At 59.9% G+C, this 16,869-nt stretch carries 12 protein-coding genes and 4 pseudogenes; 7 read left to right on the top strand and 9 right to left on the bottom strand.

Annotated elements, in window-relative coordinates; genetic code table 11:
* The first annotated feature begins 29 nt into the window (after positions 1 to 29).
* Positions 30 to 1,070: pseudogene (locus tag NKH29_RS28000) on the top strand (site-specific integrase).
* Between the two features lie 255 nt (positions 1,071 to 1,325).
* Here the strand turns inward: NKH29_RS28000 and NKH29_RS27995 are convergent.
* Positions 1,326 to 2,987, bottom strand: a complete 1,662-nt coding sequence (locus NKH29_RS27995) for a tannase/feruloyl esterase family alpha/beta hydrolase (protein WP_353001062.1) — start codon at positions 2,985 to 2,987, stop codon at positions 1,326 to 1,328.
* Between the two features lie 191 nt (positions 2,988 to 3,178).
* Between NKH29_RS27995 and NKH29_RS27990 the strand changes: the two are divergent.
* Positions 3,179 to 3,496 (top strand): annotated as a pseudogene (locus tag NKH29_RS27990) (integrase); the annotation flags it as partial.
* Positions 3,497 to 3,498: 2 nt separating this feature from the next.
* Here the strand turns inward: NKH29_RS27990 and NKH29_RS27985 are convergent.
* From NKH29_RS27985 to nadE, 4 genes and pseudogenes are all read right to left on the bottom strand, one after another.
* Positions 3,499 to 3,756 carry an aminopeptidase gene (locus tag NKH29_RS27985; protein WP_352453904.1) on the bottom strand — a complete coding sequence of 86 codons (258 nt, stop codon included), beginning with the start codon at positions 3,754 to 3,756 and terminating at the stop codon, positions 3,499 to 3,501.
* A 56-nt stretch (positions 3,757 to 3,812) separates the two neighbouring features.
* Positions 3,813 to 3,965, bottom strand: a complete 153-nt coding sequence (locus NKH29_RS27980; protein WP_352453905.1) for an aminopeptidase — start codon at positions 3,963 to 3,965, stop codon at positions 3,813 to 3,815.
* Positions 3,966 to 4,416: 451 nt separating this feature from the next.
* A complete protein-coding gene (locus tag NKH29_RS27975; RefSeq protein ID WP_353001061.1) occupies positions 4,417 to 5,499 on the bottom strand; it encodes a sensor histidine kinase in 1,083 nt (360 codons plus the stop codon).
* Positions 5,500 to 5,932: 433 nt separating this feature from the next.
* Positions 5,933 to 6,234 (bottom strand): annotated as a pseudogene (gene nadE / locus NKH29_RS27970) (NAD(+) synthase); the annotation flags it as partial.
* Between the two features lie 1,013 nt (positions 6,235 to 7,247).
* On the opposite strand from nadE, the gene NKH29_RS27965 reads away from it, so the two are divergent.
* Positions 7,248 to 9,314, top strand: a complete 2,067-nt coding sequence (locus tag NKH29_RS27965) for a carbamoyltransferase family protein (RefSeq protein ID WP_353001060.1) — start codon at positions 7,248 to 7,250, stop codon at positions 9,312 to 9,314.
* Positions 9,315 to 9,421: 107 nt separating this feature from the next.
* On the opposite strand, the gene NKH29_RS27960 is transcribed toward NKH29_RS27965, so the two are convergent.
* Positions 9,422 to 9,577 carry a hypothetical protein gene (locus tag NKH29_RS27960; RefSeq protein WP_353001059.1) on the bottom strand — a complete coding sequence of 52 codons (156 nt, stop codon included), beginning with the start codon at positions 9,575 to 9,577 and terminating at the stop codon, positions 9,422 to 9,424.
* Positions 9,578 to 9,897: 320 nt separating this feature from the next.
* Between NKH29_RS27960 and NKH29_RS27955 the strand changes: the two genes are divergently transcribed.
* From NKH29_RS27955 to NKH29_RS27945, 3 genes are all read left to right on the top strand, one after another.
* Complete coding sequence (locus NKH29_RS27955; RefSeq protein WP_352453586.1) at positions 9,898 to 11,082, top strand: glycosyltransferase family 9 protein; 1,185 nt, start codon at positions 9,898 to 9,900, stop codon at positions 11,080 to 11,082.
* Between the two features lie 466 nt (positions 11,083 to 11,548).
* The gene (locus NKH29_RS27950; protein ID WP_352453587.1) at positions 11,549 to 11,833 is read left to right on the top strand and encodes a type II toxin-antitoxin system TacA family antitoxin; all 285 of its coding nucleotides are present in this window, start codon (positions 11,549 to 11,551) and stop codon (positions 11,831 to 11,833) included.
* Positions 11,834 to 12,343, top strand: a complete 510-nt coding sequence (locus tag NKH29_RS27945; RefSeq protein WP_352453588.1) for a GNAT family N-acetyltransferase — start codon at positions 11,834 to 11,836, stop codon at positions 12,341 to 12,343.
* 213 nt (positions 12,344 to 12,556) lie between these two features.
* Here the strand turns inward: NKH29_RS27945 and NKH29_RS27940 are convergent, their stop codons facing one another.
* Both NKH29_RS27940 and NKH29_RS27935 read right to left on the bottom strand, forming a co-directional pair.
* Positions 12,557 to 12,847, bottom strand: a complete 291-nt coding sequence (locus NKH29_RS27940; protein ID WP_353001058.1) for a hypothetical protein — start codon at positions 12,845 to 12,847, stop codon at positions 12,557 to 12,559.
* Positions 12,848 to 12,903: 56 nt separating this feature from the next.
* Positions 12,904 to 13,793: pseudogene (locus NKH29_RS27935) on the bottom strand (class I tRNA ligase family protein); the annotation flags it as partial.
* Between the two features lie 480 nt (positions 13,794 to 14,273).
* Here NKH29_RS27935 and NKH29_RS27930 point away from each other — a divergent pair.
* Positions 14,274 to 15,920, top strand: coding sequence for an MFS transporter (locus NKH29_RS27930; protein WP_353001057.1), 1,647 nt, complete (start codon positions 14,274 to 14,276; stop codon positions 15,918 to 15,920).
* A gap of 604 nt (positions 15,921 to 16,524) precedes the next feature.
* Here NKH29_RS27930 and NKH29_RS27925 read toward each other — a convergent pair.
* Positions 16,525 to 16,869 (bottom strand): hypothetical protein (locus NKH29_RS27925; protein WP_353001056.1); only part of this gene is annotated, 345 nt, incomplete at its 5' end.

Raw genomic sequence — 16,869 nt, 5'->3', positions numbered from 1 at the left:
TGCCCGACATCATCGATATCGTCATGCAGATGGGCGATGCCGACCTAGCCTCGTCCCCTCCCCTTCCAGCCATTGCCAATCCCAGCCTGCCTGCGCAGCTTGAGGCGCTCGCCGGCCGCGCGCGCGATTATATCGAGGCGGCGAGTTCGGCCAACACGCGCCGCGCCTACGCAGCCGACTGGAAGCATTTTTCGAGCTGGTGCCGGCGCCAAGGCATCGAGATGTTCCCGCCCGATCCTGAGGTCGTCGGGCTCTATATCGCCGCCTGCGCGTCAGGTACGGCCACTGGCGACAAAAAGCCCAACACCGTTTCAACCATCGAGCGCCGGCTTTCGTCGCTCTCCTGGAATTTTGCCCAGCGCGGCCAGCCGCTGGACCGCAAGGATCGGCATATCGCCACGGTGATAGCTGGCGTTCGCAACACCCACGCCTCCCCTCCCCGGCAGAAGGAAGCGATCCTGCCCGAGGATCTGATCGCATGTTCGAGACCCTCGACCGCGGCACGCTGCGTGGTCTGCGCGACCGCGCCATGCTGCTTTTGGGTTTCGCCGGCGGCCTTCGCCGATCCGAAATCGTCGGCCTCGACGTCGGCAGGGATCAGACTGAGGACGGGCGCGGCTGGGTCGAGATTTTTGCCGATAAGGGTCTGCTTGTCACATTGCGCGGCAAAACCGGCTGGCGCGAGGTCGAAATCGGCCGCGGCTCCTCCGACGCCACCTGCCCTGTGGTCGCTCTGCAGACCTGGCTAAGACTGGCGCGCATTGCGCACGGACCGCTGTTTCGGCGCGTTGCTGGTCAAGGCAGAGCCGTCGGTGCCGATCGCTTGAACGACCAGGAGGTCGCACGCCTGGTCAAGCGCACGGCGCTCGCCGCCGGCGTGCGCGGCGATCTGTCGGAGGGCGAACGGGCCAAGAAATTCGCCGGCCACTCACTGCGCGCCGGCCTCGCCTCGCGTCGGCCGAGGTCGACGAACGCTATGTGCAAAAAATGCCTCCGCGGAGATGACGCGAAATTATCAGCGCCGGCGCGATCGTTTCCGCGTCAATCTCACCAAGGCGTCCGGGCTCTGAAAAGCCCCCTCCCTGCCCCCGTTTTGTCCGCTGGGATGAGGCGGTCAGATCTCAGGCGATAACAATTACCTTATCGAGCACAGCGAGCGCTGTGTCCAGACTATCGGCGGCCGACGCTTCGTAGTCAGGCATGATCATCAACTGCGTTATGGCACGGCCCACAAATTCCGGGTTTAGCTTTTCCAACCGATCCTTGGTCCGGGAGACCTGTTCCGGGAATGCGCGCAGATTGAAGCGAACAAATGACGAGGTCTCTTATCCCCGACACGAATAGCTCGCGATCTCATCGGGATTTCCCTTACCGCCATAGGCAGCTTGAGTGGGATAAGCGCAGATCGGCTGGTGCTTGCCGGGGAATGCCTTGCTGCCAGCCGCGAGAGAATCCGGAGCCTTGTCTTGGTTTATCCAGCCCTCGATGGCGGCCAAAGGATCAAAGTCGTCGAAGGCTTGGCCATCGCCGCAGTGGATCATCCCCGGGATTATGAACATGCGCACGAAACGGCGAGTCGCTTCCAAATCGCCGCCGCTTGTGACCTCGACGACTTGCTTGTACCAGCGCACCAGATCGTTGGCTGAGAAGACCGGATCGGAAAGTCCCTGAAACAAGAGCAGCTTTCCACCGTGGGCAGCGAAGCTGGCGAGATACGTGCCGGTCGCATCATTGAGCTTGGCCGTATCCGCAACGCGTGCCGGATCCTTGTCGAAGTCGAACTTCAGGGGGTCAAAATTCGGCGCCGGGGGCGTCATGAAGTAGTATTGAAGCGAGCGGGCTCCCAGAACGATGTTATTTGCATCCGACTGGGAAGTGGGGGAATTGCCCAGCTTCCACATTCTCCAGTCCGCGCCCGCAACGCCCGTATCATATGGCCAATCGCTGTAAAGCTTTTCGCCATCGGAGCTTTCCGGACCCGCGAACGCGCGGCTCATGGCCTGCACTTGACCAGCCGTGAGGCAGCTGTCCGTCTTATCGCCTTGGCAGGACAGGACCTTTGGGTCGAACCGGCACTGCTGCCAGGCGTTGATGACGCCATCCTCAATGCCATCGCGGGCATCACAGGCAGCGAGAACCGCCTTGGCGACGATGTTCAGATCCTGCTGGGAGAAGGCGCGGGATAGAATGGGATGGCCGGCCTCATCCTTGGGAGCGATGCTCATGTACTGGCGAGTATCCCAGGCTTCGGCAATGTTGGCGGCACTGAGACGAAAACCCGGGCTACCTGCAACAATGCCGTCGAACTCGAGCGGATATCGCTGAGCCGCTATCAACGCCTCACGACCGCCATTCGAGCATCCCATGAACACCGACTTTTTCGGAGCCGCCCCATAGAACTTGGCAATCACCTGCTTCGAGACCGAAGTGACTTTGCCAATGGAGGCGTACGCAAAATCAATGCGTGCGGCTTGATCGACCCCGAAAGCCGGATCGGGGCTTGGGTGCCCGCCATCCATGCTTACAACAGCGTAGCCGCGCAAGAGCCCGGGAGCCGCGGTCGAGTTCCGGCAAGGAATGGTCCCGACGGCCGGCGCCAGGAAGCCATCAACTGCGCCGCCGCCCTGGAAAAGGAACATGTCGTTCCAGGTCGTCGGAAGACGCACCTCAAACCGGGTGCCATATGATTGACCATCGACCCCCTGGCGTTTCCCGATAACACCTCGGACAAGGCAGTGCCCGCCCACTTTTACCGCCTGAGGCGAGGCGCCGGTGAATGCAGTGAAGGGATCTGCGGGGATCTCCTGCGGCTTTTGAAGGCTAGCCTCGGTAAAGATCACGCTTGGAATTTTGAGCTTGGCGATGGACCGGCACGCCTGATCCGACGCGTTTGCCGCCAGTGCAGGCGCACATACACATATGATCGCCAACATCAGTGCCAGCGTGCACCCGCGGTCCCGCAGCTTGAGCCCGTTAGCCAAGAACATACCCATCCTCCCTGGATGCGCCCGATAGCCCGAAAGCTGATCGCATTGGTAGCTAGTTGTGAGCTTTCAGTAGGTTGTCCATCCGGTCCGAACCGGGAAAGCTGAGATTGTCGAAGCTTCAGTGACTCCAGGGGGACCGGATGAACATCCATAAGAATACCGGTCTGACGCCGCTCGGTCGAGAGCGGATTTTTTGCGCCTGGGCGCGCCGGCAGCACCTCGAGGTGTTGCCGCCTGATCCGCAGACCGTCGGCCTCTACATCACGGCCTGTGCATCCAGAAAGGTTACAGGAGACAAGAAACCAAACTCTGTGGCGACGATCGAGCGCCGTCTCTCCTCCCTGGCGTGGAATTATACGCAGCGTGGCGAGCCGCTCGATCGAAAGGACCGCCATATCGCCACCGTGCCCGCCGGCATCCGTAACAGCCACGCAAAACCGTCTGTGCAGAATGAGGCCATACTTCCCGAAGACCTGATCGCCATGCTGGAGACGGTGCTCCGCAAGACCCATCAGGTCGCCCCAGGCCAGAGCAACCGGCTCGTCCCCGGGGAGGACGAAACGGTCGACCACTCCGCTTGTTCGACTTGTGTTCGGGCGACTATCCCGGCTTCTATGCATCGCGCTTCGGCGCGGCGAGCTTTGTCCAACGCGCCAAGCCTTTGAACCGAATCGCTGTAGACGGAAGTCGCGGCGAGCTTCGCGTTGTTGATCGGAGCATCGAACCAGGCGTCGTATCCGCGGTATCCACCCCATCGTCTGTCGCGCAATCTGTTGGCGAGCGCGTCCTCAGCCGTTCGATCGCGGCCGTCTTTGCCGCAAACTATTATATGGCGGCCGCCGATGCCATTCGGGCGCGCAATATCTCAGGGGTTGAAGGATCGTCGATCAGTTTTCCGATGTCTTGGCGGGCCGCGATGATCTGCACATGACCCTGCAAAGATTGCGCGTAGTAGGAAATACTGGTGCAACTGGTCACCCCAGGCGTCAGGATAATCGTAGAACCAATCGAACGAATGCACGCATCGCGGTTTGCCTACAGCACTGCTCTCCTGTCCCGATAGCGCAAATTCGCGGCTACCTCCGGCCACGAACAGTCGGACCAATTTTATTTGTAGGTTAGACCTTCGTCCTCGGCAAGATTGGTCAAGCGATGACTCGCTGCTGAATTGCCGGCCCGCGCGTGATGAGCGCGAAGGCGTCAGGTGCCCCCGCCGTCAAGACTCAAGCCGCAACGCAATCAGGCGGGAGTGCCTTCCGCTAGGTGGGGATGGACTGGCCGCCGAAGTCAGAAGCAGCAAGCCTGGAGCATAATGGAAGACCTCGACCATGTGAAGCAGGCCGTGAAGGGCGACCTAGCCTATTTGCAGCCACCTGCTCAAAGCCGCGACATGAAGCCAGCCGCCAGCCTGCTAGTCGACAGCAACCGTTCAGCTTGCTGCCGCCGACCGCTTGAAAACGATGGTCACCTTCGTCCCTTTGTTGGCGCTGGACTCGACGGCTAGCTGCGCCTTGGCGTTCTCGGTCAGCGATCGCGCGATCAGCGCTCCGAGCTTGCCTGGTTTGGGCCACACCTCGCCTTCCGGCAGGCCGATTCCGTCGTCCGCCGCTATAACCCGGCAGCCGTCGCCATTGACGATGCTGTGCAGCGTTATCGTGCCGCCGTCGCGTTCCCGGAACGCATGCTTTAGTGAATTGGTCAGCAATTCGTTCACGACCAGTCCCGCCGGCATTGCGACGTTTATTGACACGGGATATGTATCCACCTTCATATCCAGGCGGATCCCCTCGACTGCATGCGAACTCATCACCGCGGACGCGATCTGGCTGAGATAGACGCCAAGATCGACCTCCTCCTTCGGCTCGTCGGCCGTTAGCGTCTGGTAGAGGATCGCCAGAGCGTCGACGCGACCGGCGAGCCGCTCAAACCGTCTCCGGTCGGCCTCGGGCGCGTTGCGGCTTTCCAGCCGGATCAGTGCGGTGATCATCTGCAGGTTGTTCTTTACCCGGTGCTGCAGTTCGCGTAGCAGCGTGTCTTTCTCGCTGACACGGTCCTCCACCGAGCGCTCATCTCCCGCCTCGCCATGGGCCGATACGTCGACCAGCGCCACCAGCCGGAAGCACATTTTGCCGTTGTCGTCCTCGATCACGTTGGAATAAACGTCGACGATCGTCGGCTTATCATCGTTGCGTTCCAGCCTGTAGGTGCCGACTAAATCGGTTTCCTCGACCACGGCCTCGGCTAGCGGCCTGTCCTTTTGCTGATGGAGGCCCGTGCCTAAAAGGGCCACCCAGTTTTCTTGGGTGAGCCTGGCGGCTGTCAGGCCTGACAGTTTCTCGAATTCCGGATTGGCGTAGACCACGCGCTCTTCACCGGCAAGGTCCGAAACGGCTATGGCGATCGGCACCTGGTCGAGGAATTTCTTGAACTGTTCGCTTTCCAGTGCGGTTGCAAGGTCAGGTGTATCAAGCAACTGCTCGACCGCCTCAGCCTTCTCTGAATCCGATGTCATTTGCGCGCCTGTTTTGTGCGGATATTATCAACAATGCGGCGAGCCTGCCATCGCCAAAACTGGAGCTGCATCTCACATTTCGCATCACGCATCTGACAACAAGCTCTGCATCGCGTAACGGCCGCACGTCTAGCATTGCGACCGGCCGAAGGAGAGCGGCAAGGATCGGCTACAATCCAGGTGCCTGGAATGTCGAAGCGACCGGTCAAGTGGGTACGCTGCGGAAGATCGATAGAGCAGGCATTCAGGGAGAATGAGTTCGCGTGCCGGCCTCGGCGATACGTGCCGACACTGTCAACCTCATGACCGCATGCGGGCTGAAAGAGCAGCGCCTCGCTCCAGCGGTAATTCAGGCCGCTAGCTGCCTAACTGCGGCAAGCCCATCAATCGTGTATGTTGAGACGCTATTGCCGATGCCTAATATCGAACCCGTCATGGCAATCGTTGTGACGGGAAGCGCTCGCTTATGGGCTGTGCTGGAATGCGCATGAAGTATGCGCCTGTGCGCCGCTTCGTTGATCTCTTGGCCTTCGAGGAAGTCGTCAATCTCATCGTATGTGAGACCGGGACGAGGTTCTCCAGGTCGGCGGTCGGAATCTTTTCAACAAGATCAGACGGAGCGCCCAGATACACTGCCAAGGCGCGAACTCTGCGCTTGTTCAGCCCGGAAAGAGGAAGAATGTCTGCGGCACCATCGCCGAACTTGGTGAAGAAGCCCATCAAGGCCTCGGCTGCTTCGAAGCGACTTCTGAAAAAGAAGTGTGGGTTTGCTCTCATACCCTTTGCTGAAAAATGTTGTCATAGAGCGCATGGAATGCCACGCGCTTCGAATCGGAGTAGCCATCCGGGAAGCCTGAAGCCCCTTTGAAGCGCATGTCCGGCAGCTATTCATAGCGTGGATGACTTTGATCGAAACAAACGATTTCATAACTCTTCGGAAATCTTGCATGGACAAAAGCACGTCCGCACCGGTCACCCATCCAAAGGAGAAAATCTTCCATGCGCCCTGACGTGCAGTGGAGGTCGTGCCGAGAAGTGAGTTGCAACTGGCCGATCATGTCGGCGGTTCGACGCTAGTCGTCCCCAATGTTCCTGAGCTGCGAAGTCTTGCAGGCGAGCCAGCTGCCCAGCGCGATTCTGCTTGTGGCGGGCTTTTTGCCGCAGGCAGTCCGCTCGTTTGGGCAGCGGATTGGAGACCCGGCCGGCAGCGCTACCATACAACATCAGCGCACTTTACATCTACGCGGTATTGCCGGGCTTCCAGTCGGTGCCATGTTTGGCCGACGAATGACGCGATGCGGCCTCCTGCACAAGCGAAGGCGTTATCGGATGTGCGACCGGGAAGCAGGCGGACAGTGCAGCACATGTCACTCGCCTGTGCGACGGTCTTTTGGGGAATGAAATCGGGCCAGTTCACGGCGCGGCATTATTCGTCAACAGCCGCCCCTTCGCAAGGATATAGGCAGCCCGCGTCACAAGTTCGTGCTGCAGATGAAAACGGCATCGCCGGCATGCAAGTCAGCAGCCGCTCAAGATTCGATTATCCAGCCAAGCTCTCGGCGTCATGGAACGGCAGGCGCCACGATCGAAGCATCTCATGTTGATTCAGGCGGCCCCTTATGAGGCGTTCTTTGATGCCGGTGATGCCTGACAGGCGGTTGCAGCTGCAAGCGACAACGCGGCCTATTTAGTTGGAAACGGTCTGAGGCAGGCCAATTTGGCTTGCCCGTCACTATGTGGAGAAAGAAATGCTGTGTCTAGGAATTAGCGGCGGACTTGACCAAGTCCATGAAAACCGATTCGAGCTTCCGAACGCCTTTATGCACGATGGCGCCGCGGTGCTCGTCCGAGACGGACAGGTGATAGCCGCCGTCGAAGAGGAACGCCTCAATCGGATCAAACACTCCAACAAGCTCCCAATTCGTTCGATTCAATACTGTCTGTCAGCGGCGGGGGTTCAGTTCAGCGACATTGATCGTGTCGCGGTCTACGCAAGCGAGCCCTATGCCAATGCCATGCTTGAAGGTATTTCCGCATCCCACCCGGACATTCTCTCCATTCCGTTGAGTGCTAAATCGTTGGTGCAGGATCTGTTAACGCGTGAGTTCGGCACTAAGTTGGACAGTTCGCGTATTTCATTCGTAAGTCATCATCAGGCGCACGCCGTGAGCGCCTTTGCAATGTCGGGCTTCGAACAAAGTCTCATTCTAGCGATTGATGGCTGTGGTGATTTCCTATCGGGCCTCTTGGCGGTAGGGTCTGGCACAGAAATTACGGAAGTCGAGGCTTTCCCCGAGAACAATTCTCTTGGGCTGTTTTATCTCGAGACGATCCGCTATCTCGGCTACGGCTTGTTCGACGAGTATAAGGTAATGGGACTCGCGCCCTACGGCGACCCCGCTCCCTATCGCGAGCTCTTCGAGCAGTTCTACGAGCTCTCCGCCAACGGAGGTGGCTACCGTGTTCACCTTGACCGCATCGGTCCGGCGTTGCTCCGCAACATCGAGGTCAGGCGAAAGGGAATGCCCTTCACTCAGCAGCATCGAGATGTGAGTGCGTCACTGCAGGAAGCGCTTGAGCGGATCGTGTTCCACATTCTCCGGCATCACCGTGAGGCCACTGGCATGAAGCGGTTGTGCCTGGCGGGGGGGGTAGCCCACAACTGCACGATGAACGGTAAGCTGCTGTATTCAGGGCTTTTCGAAGACATCTTCGTGCAACCCGCGTCTCACGACGCTGGCTGCGCATTGGGAGCTGCGCTGATAGTCTCTAACGAGATGGGCCGCCCCGCGCCGTGTGAGCGACTGCAGGAGGTCTATTGGGGTCCTGATCTCGGGAGCGACCGCGCCGTGCAACAGGAACTGAATGCATGGGCCGGACATCTCGAGGTTGAACGCTCTGATGACGTGGCAAGCAGTGCAGCCGACTGGATCGCCAACGGCGCCGTGATCGGCTGGGTGCAGGGTCGTTCGGAGTTTGGGCCACGTGCGCTGGGCAACCGCAGCATTCTTGCCGACCCTCGGCCCGCCGCAAACAAGGACCGAATCAATGCGATGGTCAAGAAGCGCGAAGGCTATCGGCCCTTCGCGCCATCTGTGCTGGAGGAGGATGCGAGCGAATTTTTCGACCTCCCGGACGGCAAGCGCGAATTTCCATTCATGAATTTCGTCGTTCGCGTGCGTGACTCAAAGCGCGCCTTGCTCGGTGCCATTACGCACGTCGACGGTACCGCTCGCCTGCAAACAGTATCGCGCAACGCCAATCCCGCTTACTGGGAAGTCATCAATGCGTTCAAGAAGCGCACAGGCACTCCAATTCTGCTCAATACCTCCTTCAACAACAATGCCGAACCGATCGTGGATTCGGTTGCGGACGCGATTGCCACATTTCTGACGACAGAGCTGGATGGACTTGTGGTCGGGCCCTTCCTGGTAAAAAAGCGGGCTGCAACGCTGCAGGATTGGACTGCGCTTGCGGTTTCATTGCCGCCCTATGTGTCCCTCCATCAAGACCGTGCGTACACAGCGCAAGATCGTCAGGAGACTGTCTGCGAGATCAATACGAACCACTCGAGCAGTGACAGCGTGCGAATTTCACACGACTTGTTTAATCTGCTGATGCGGATTGAGGGCGAAGCCGTGTTGGGAGATCTCCTCAAGCCAATTGCGCCGGATCAGGCTAAGCGTGAAGCTCTGATGGAGGGCCTGCGACGGCTGTGGGAGCAGCGCCTCGTTCGATTGCATCCCTCACAAGCTGCTCGCATGGATCAAGACTGCGATCAAACGCTGGACCAGCATAACAGGCTCTCAGCGTGATAGAGGTGCCGCTATCCAAGCTCGGCGAATAATGGTGTTCATCGATGCCGCCTGCCACCTCACCGCTGGCAGGCAGTCGACTTCATCACAGGGTTGATTCGTCCACTTCATGTTGGACGACCCGGACGCGCAGAAAAAAGCGCCTGCGGCGGGTCCTTTGTAACCACCATGATGCGGGACCACAGCGACAGGGCGTGCCCGAGACGGTCAATGCGGCCGGCGGTGTCGTCGCCGGCGGCGACGGTCGCATTCAGGATCAGCATCGACCAAAGAGCGAGCCCACTGCCGTTATGCTCCGAGATCTGGGGACGGCGGCATGGCGATCACCGTCTACTCGGCGTTGCCGAACTCACTGCATGCGAGACCGTGACGAAGCCCTTCACATTGCGGGTCGGGACATAGCTGGCTTTCTTGGCGCGCTACCATCGCTAGAGATGCAGACTTCGTCCAACAGCTCCTGCTGGAGCGCGGCTTGGATCTGATGGCAGAATTCTTGCGGAGACGCGGACAAAGTGGGGAGCACTCCAACCTACACACGCGTCACTGGGCTATCAGTGTTGACCGTATAATCTTCGGAATGGCAATGGCATATTTTACAAAGCACGACGGCAATCAAATTATATACCGCAGCTGGGAAGAGCCGGAACAGTCAAGCGCAAGGATGAGAATTTTGGTCCTCAAGCTTGATCATGTCGGCGACTTTTGGATGTCTCTAGGGCCTCTAAAGGACCTTCGTCAGCGTTTTGCGCATGCCCACATTACGCTGGTGGTGGGAAGCTGGAACATCGCTACTGCAAAACAGTTCGACCTCGCCGACGATCACGTTGCTTTTGACTTTTTTCCTCGCAACCCAAAAGTCAAAACGCGCAAAGAAGCCGCCGACATAAGGCCGCTGCTGACCGGCGAGTTTGATCTTGCCATTGATATGCGTGTTCCGGAAGAAACGAGGCCGATCTTGCTTGAAGTTCCCGCCAGGCACCGTGCGGCGATAGTTGATCCGTACAGCATGCATCAGATCGATATTGCGATAGCGCCATTCAATCTGAAACTGCGCAGAACCATTTTCTACAAGCTGGTCCAAAAAATAGGGCTTGCTAACAAAATCCCCCGTAGATGGCTTGATTGGTTCATTGACCGTAAGCAGGTGCGTCTCCAGCATGTGTCAGAAATCCTCCTCTTTCTGGTCGCAAAGGCAGCTGCCTATTTCGAAAGCGGAGCGGGTCACCCACAGAATTCGACTACAGGCAATGCCCCGATTGTCGTGGCTCCGTTCTCCAATTCCAGCCTGCGAGATTGGCCGATTGAAAGTTTTGGCAAAGTTGTCGCTGCTCTTTCGACCCGTGGTGAGGTGGTCCTCGTTGGCCGTGGCGAATGCCTGGAAGCGCTTGAGGAGGTTGCGAAGATAGCTAGGGAACGTGGAGCCGCGAACATTCGGACGGCTGTCGACTTGTCAGAATTGGAATTCAATTGTCTCGTGAATTCGGCCGCGCTCGTCGTTTCGAACAATTCAGGCACCGGCCATGTCGCTGCCCAGCTTGGCCGCCCTACTATCGGCATTTTCACGGCGTCACATCTACCGGAGATTTGGGGGTTTCGAGGTCCCTTGGTCAGCATGCTTATGAGTGTTATTGAATGTCGCGGATGTGGTCTGGACCAAGTGCGGCATTGTCCGGTCAAAGTCCGATGCAAGTTCGACATCACGCCGGATCTCGTGATTGCCGAGGTAAACGCCTTGATGAATCATTGTAAGGGTACGGCACAAGCTTAGTGGCTCGCGGTCACCACAACCGCGATTGCCCGGACCGCAGTGGCGATGTCACATTGGCCGACAGGTGGCATAGAGCGGCGCCTGAGAATGAAAGTGCCGCCGCCCAGCCTTCATAGCCGTTCCTCCTTTGTGGCGTGACGGCCCGAAAGTCGCCATCGCGTCAGACGTTTATCAGGTTCGGGATAGCCGGGGCTCGTCCGGCGACAGTCATGGCAGCGACTTCGCTTCTGGACCCGCTCATCCGGCCGCCAAAAACAAATGCGCTTCCTAAGCCGTAATTGATCCGCCGGAGCTGACCAAAGCCACCTTGCTCTGGGTTGCGGCAATGGCGACTGGGGCGAGAAGCCGAGAAGAACCGATGCGGCGAGAAATCCTGAGACCATCCGCCACGAGACGTCGCCAGGGAACGTAGTATTGCGTTCCGCGTTACACTAACGTATATACGTCCGCAGCACAGGAGCGCGCCATGGCCACCACACCCACCAGGAAGGAAGCACCCGTTTCGATGCGGTTTCGCGACGATGATCTCACCATCATCGACCGCGGCGCGGAGCTGCTCGGCCTGTCGCGCACGGAGTTCATGCGGCGCGCCGCGCTGCACGAGGCGCAGGCGGCCATCCTCAACGAAACCGTCATCCGCGTGTCCCCGGAAGCCTATGACGCCTTCATGCAGGCGATCTCAGCCCCGGCCGCTGCGCCCCCGGCGAAGGCGGCCGAGCGGCTGCGTCGGTCCCCGCCCTGGGACCGCTAGGTGGCGCTTTCAGGCATCGAACTCCTCGACCACGCACACCGCCTCGACAGCTTCGATTGCGGCAAGCCGGCGCTCAATGCTTGGCTGGCCGGCTTCGCGCGAACGAACCAGGCCCGCGGGTTTACCCGCGTCCTGGTCGTTCACGACGAGGGAACAGTCGTCGGGTATTACGGCCTCGCGCCGGGCGTGATCCAGCCAAATAGCGCACCGCGCGCCATCCGCACCGGACGCCCGCCCGATCCGATCCCCTGCCTGCTGATCGGACAACTCGCCGTCGACCACCGCTATGCCGGACAAGGCGTCGGTAGCGGCTTGGTCAAGGACGCGCTGTATCGCTGCGTCGCCGGCGCCGACATCGTCGGCGGCCGCGCGGTGGTGGTGCGGGCGATCGACGCCGAGGCAGAGCGCTACTGGCAGAGCTGGGGCTTCATTCCCGCGCGGGACAATCCGTCGGTGCTCATGCGCTCGATCCAGGACGTGAGCCTCTGGCTGGCCGACAAAGGCCACTAGCTCCGCGCGCGTAGCGCCTCCGGAGCGGCAGGTCTGCGCGTCGGCCTGCCGCCGACCGGGCTCTAGTTGCGGCGTCCCGCCGCTCCCCGAGCCGGCTTCGCCGTCTCGGCGTTCGGGTGACCCCTCACGCAGGGCCAGAGGGAGACGGCGGTCAGAGCGAGGGAGCCCTGGAGAGAAGGGAAAGTCATGATGTCGATGATATTCATAGGGGGTTCACGCGAGATATTTGAGCTGCCGGAACCTGCCATCGCTCGGATCCGCCCAATCGTTGTTGCCGTGCACGGCGTGCTGATTGGCGACGCGTCTGGAGCCGATGCCGAGGCGCAGGGCCTGCTGGCGGGCTACGGCTACAAACATGTCGGGGTCTTCCATGCGGCCAAGGAACCCCGCAATGAACGCCGGCAAAGACCGGGAGATGGCGCGCGCCGATTTTGGGATGATAGTCTGGGACGGCGCATCACCCGGCACGGCCGTCAACGTGCTTCGGCTCGCCATGGCGAACAAGCCGAGGTCATCTACGATCTGGCCAGGGGCAGCATGGCGACTACGCACCATGTCGTCCCGGCGAGAAAGTCGTCATTGTCCTTGAGGCTCACCGCCGCATTGACGGTGAGGATGTTGACCGCCGGCAGCCGGTGGCGCTTGCCGACCTCGAAATCGTTGAAGTCATGCGCCGGCGTGATCTTGACCGCACCGCTGCCTTTTTCGGGATCGGAATACTCGTCCGCCACCACCGGGATCTTGCGGCCGACGATCGGCAGGATGAGGTTCTTGCCGACAAGATGCCGGAAACGTTCGTCGTCGGGGTGGACTGCTACAGCCGTATCGCCCAGCATCGTCTCCGGGCGGGTCGTCGCAACGGTGATGAAGGTCTTCGGATTCTCCGGATCGAAGGTCACGCCCGCGACCGGATAGCGGAAGTGCCACAGATTGCCGTTGACTTCCTGCTGCTCGACCTCGAGATCCGAGATGGCGGTCAACAGCTTCGGGTCCCAGTTCACCAGGCGCTTGTCCTTGTAGATCAGCCCTTCCTTGTAGAGCGTCACGAACACTTCGAGCACGGCCTTGGACAGGCCTTCGTCCATAGTGAAGCGCTCCCGGCTCCAGTCGGCCGAGGCTCCGAGCCGCTTCAGCTGGTTGAGGATGGCGCCGCCGGACTCGGCCTTCCACTCCCAGACCTTGTCGATGAACTCATCGCGCGTCAGGTCGCGGCGGTGGATCTGCTTTTCCATCAGCTGGCGCTCGACCACCATCTGCGTGGCGATGCCGGCGTGATCCATGCCGGGCTGCCACAGCACGTTCTTGCCGCGCATGCGCTCGAAGCGCACCAGAATGTCCTGCAGCGTGTTGTTGAGCGCATGGCCATGTGCAGCGAGCCGGTGACGTTCGGTGGCGGGATGACGATGGTCAAGGCTTCCGCGCCCTCCTCGGCGCCTGCGCCGACACGAAACGTCTTTTACAAGCGTATTATGTTTTTTTGCGCATAGACCAACGAGTTGAACGGCGGCCCCATGAATCGCCGATGTGTAGGTCGGGCAAAGGCGCCCACCAGCTCGTACTTGTCAAGACGATGCCACCCTTGATCTTGCACCCGCCTCCGATACCAGCGATGCACTGCGTCGTATGCTCATGCCTGTCAGGATGGGATGGGCGCTGCTAGCACCGTGGCAGTTTGACAACCCGGCCATCGGGGCGGTAGCACCGTCCAAGGCCAAGAGTCGCAGGGCAGACCGCACCCCATCGGGCTGCGCGACCCAGACCAGCTGACGCCCAACTGGCACACTCATCGCGCATCGGCACCGTGGATGCGACATCTACTTTGTTGCGAGCGCGATATCGGAACTTGGTTGTGACGCAGCTGTGCGTAAGCGCACCGCTGTCAGCGAGTGAGTGAGTGAGTGAAAGAACTACGTGGTGGAGGTGAGAAGTCATGCGGCGTCAAGATTCCCCGCCCTTTGCGGCAAACACACTGATCCCTCTTCAGAATCCGGTCTTTCGTTCGATCTGGACAGCCACGCAGATATCCAGCCTTGGCTGGCTGGTGCAGAGCGTGGCTATAAGCTGGCTTATGGCAACGATTTCAGCCTCCGATCTGATGGTTGCGCTCGTGCAGGCTGCATCGACACTGCCCGCCTTCTTCTTGTCGATCCTTGCTGGAGCGATTGCAGACAGCTTCAGCCGCCGCGGCGTGATGCTTGCCGGACATTGCCTGATCGCACTGGCATCCACGGCGCTGGCTCTCTCTGTTGGACTCGGCTTTGTCAGTCCATGGCTGATCTTGGGACTGAGTTTCTTGGCGGGATGCGGCTTTGCCTTGAATGATCCAGCCTGGCACGCCTCGGTCGGCGACATCCTGGAAAAGCGCGACATACCCGCTGCAGTGACGCTGATGTCGGTGGGGTACAACGTGGTTCGGAGCATAGGACCGGCGCTGGGCGGTGTAATTGTGGCTTTGCTGGGCCCCCTTACGGCTTTCGCCTTCGCTGCGCTGACCGACCTGGTCCCGTTGAGCGCTGTGCTGCGCTCCAAGTGGCAAGTTCGCTCTTCGCCTCTTCCGCGCGAGCGGATGACGACGGCCATTCATGATGGCATGCGCTTCACGGCAATCTCCTCGGAGATCAGAGTGGCGATCGTGCGCGCAACCCTGTTCGGGCTGTCAAGCATCTCGATCCTTGCTCTGCTCCCCCTCGTGGTTCGCGACCAACTGGCGGGGGGGCCAATTGTTTACGGCGTCCTGTTAGCCGGCTTCGGCACAGGCGCCTTCATCGCGGGCATTGGCAATAGCTACTTGCGACGCATCACGTCCCAAAATCGATTGATCACGCTCGCATCCGTTGCTTGCGCAACGTGTTGCCTTTTACTGGCTCTCACATCATCGGTGGCTGTAGCAGCGATCGCGCTTGCAATCGCTGGCGCAGGCTGGGTTGTCACCTGGACCGGAACCGACGTGTGTGTGCAGTTGGCAAGCCCAAGGTGGGTCGTTGGTCGCACCCTGTCGATCTATTACGCCCTGACCTACGGCGGCATGGCAGCGGGCAGCTGGATCTGGGGTGCTGTCGCGCAGTACTATTCCCTGACGTGGGCTTTGGAAGGTGCTGCAGCGGCGCTGTTGCTGGTTGCAGCCGTGGGAAAGCTATTGCCGGTACGGCTATGGGAGGAATCGGATCAAGGGGCCTTCGACTTCAGGCCACCAGAACTGGCCCTCGATTTGAAGCCCAGGAGCGGCCCGATCGTGATCAAGGTGGAGTACTCGATACCCGAGGAGAATATCGAGGAATTTCTGAGCTGCATGCGCGAAAGGCGGCGCGTTCAGAGCCGTGCCGGTGCGCGGGACTGGACCCTCCAGCGCGATCTTCAGAACTCGACTCTTTGGACCGAGACATTCCGCACGCCGACATGGACGGACTATCTTCGTCTAAACCATCGGCTAACGGTGACTGACAGGGAGGTAGGCGAGCGCCTTGCCGCTCTGCAGGTCGGTGATTCTCCTCCTCGTCTCTCACTTTCGATCGAGCGGTCGACAAGCCCCGCCCCCGGCAGCCAAGTCCAGCCCGTGCCCTTTGTATCGCGCCCGTAAAGAAACCAGTAACTTTTCTGGGTTCGGACACGGGAATGGCCGAGACCTACTCCATCTTTAGTCGGGACTGCCCGGATTGCCACACGTTGCGGCCGGTTAGGCGAGCATGAGGATTTGTGTGGCACGTACGTCCACCACGGGCCCATGTCCAGCCCCACCGCCTCTGCCATCAGATCGGCTTGGGCACGGGTTCAGGTCGCCTGTCCCCCTGCATCGTGGCGAGCAGCGCGAGCAAGGGGGCGGAGGGGCGGGCGGAGGGGTCTCCCCGGTCTGCACGGAGCGAAGCAGGCAGACGGAGGAATCCGCCAGCGGCGACTTGCAGGGAGAGGGCCGCGCGCCTCTTTCCCTCCCTCACAAAACGTGCCACCAAGCACGTTCACGTCGGCGCAGCCGTGCCGCAGAGCCGGCCGCAACAAAGAAGGCCCGCAAGGCGGAAGCATCGAAATGTCCGCCAGCGGGACCAATTCAGTTCGGTGCTGGAGAAAGCGGTTCAACAGGGCGGCCGTAGGAGCACCAGCATAGCGCCGTCGCCAGGCGCGATGCGGACCGACAGCCCCGACGAAGGGCGCTGATTGATCGACTGAAATTGGATCGGGTCATTTTATCAGCTGACATAATCCATGAATTTTTCACGATGCTTCAGCGCGCGCCTGGATTTTCTGCATTTAGCTGCAGCGAAGGTCCCGGTGATGCGGTGGAAGCGCACCCGGGGCATCTTGGACCTATTTGATGCAGCCATCCAGGACTGCTGCATTGGGTCACAACATGCTAGGCGGGCTTCTGGAGATGAACGCGACGATCGGTCAGACGCTCTTTCATTGGCTGCGGTCGGCGCCACACGGTCGCGGAGCTTCAAATCTGATCGGGACTGTCGGGAATTCTGTGCGCGAGGCCATGATGATGGAAAGGAGAGAATCATCGCATGGCTATTGAGAAGGAACTTCTGGAC

The organism is Mesorhizobium sp. M1295, assembly GCF_040318135.1.
In the GTDB taxonomy this organism is placed as follows: Bacteria; Pseudomonadota; Alphaproteobacteria; order Rhizobiales; family Rhizobiaceae; genus Mesorhizobium.
The sequence above is the reverse complement of the archived record's forward strand: the minus strand, read 5'-3'. Positions and strand labels throughout refer to the sequence as shown.

Bases quoted from the DNA above. Each gene is read 5' to 3' on its own strand.
- NKH29_RS27995 (WP_353001062.1), bottom strand. From the start codon at position 2,987: ATGTTCTTGGCTAACGGGCTCAAGCTGCGGGACCGCGGGTGCACGCTG.
- NKH29_RS27975 (WP_353001061.1), bottom strand. From the start codon at position 5,499: ATGACATCGGATTCAGAGAAGGCTGAGGCGGTCGAGCAGTTGCTTGAT.
- NKH29_RS27965 (WP_353001060.1), top strand. From the start codon at position 7,248: ATGCTGTGTCTAGGAATTAGCGGCGGACTTGACCAAGTCCATGAAAAC.
- NKH29_RS27960 (WP_353001059.1), bottom strand. From the start codon at position 9,577: ATGCTGATCCTGAATGCGACCGTCGCCGCCGGCGACGACACCGCCGGC.
- NKH29_RS27955 (WP_352453586.1), top strand. From the start codon at position 9,898: ATGGCATATTTTACAAAGCACGACGGCAATCAAATTATATACCGCAGC.
- NKH29_RS27950 (WP_352453587.1), top strand. From the start codon at position 11,549: ATGGCCACCACACCCACCAGGAAGGAAGCACCCGTTTCGATGCGGTTT.
- NKH29_RS27930 (WP_353001057.1), top strand. From the start codon at position 14,274: ATGCGGCGTCAAGATTCCCCGCCCTTTGCGGCAAACACACTGATCCCT.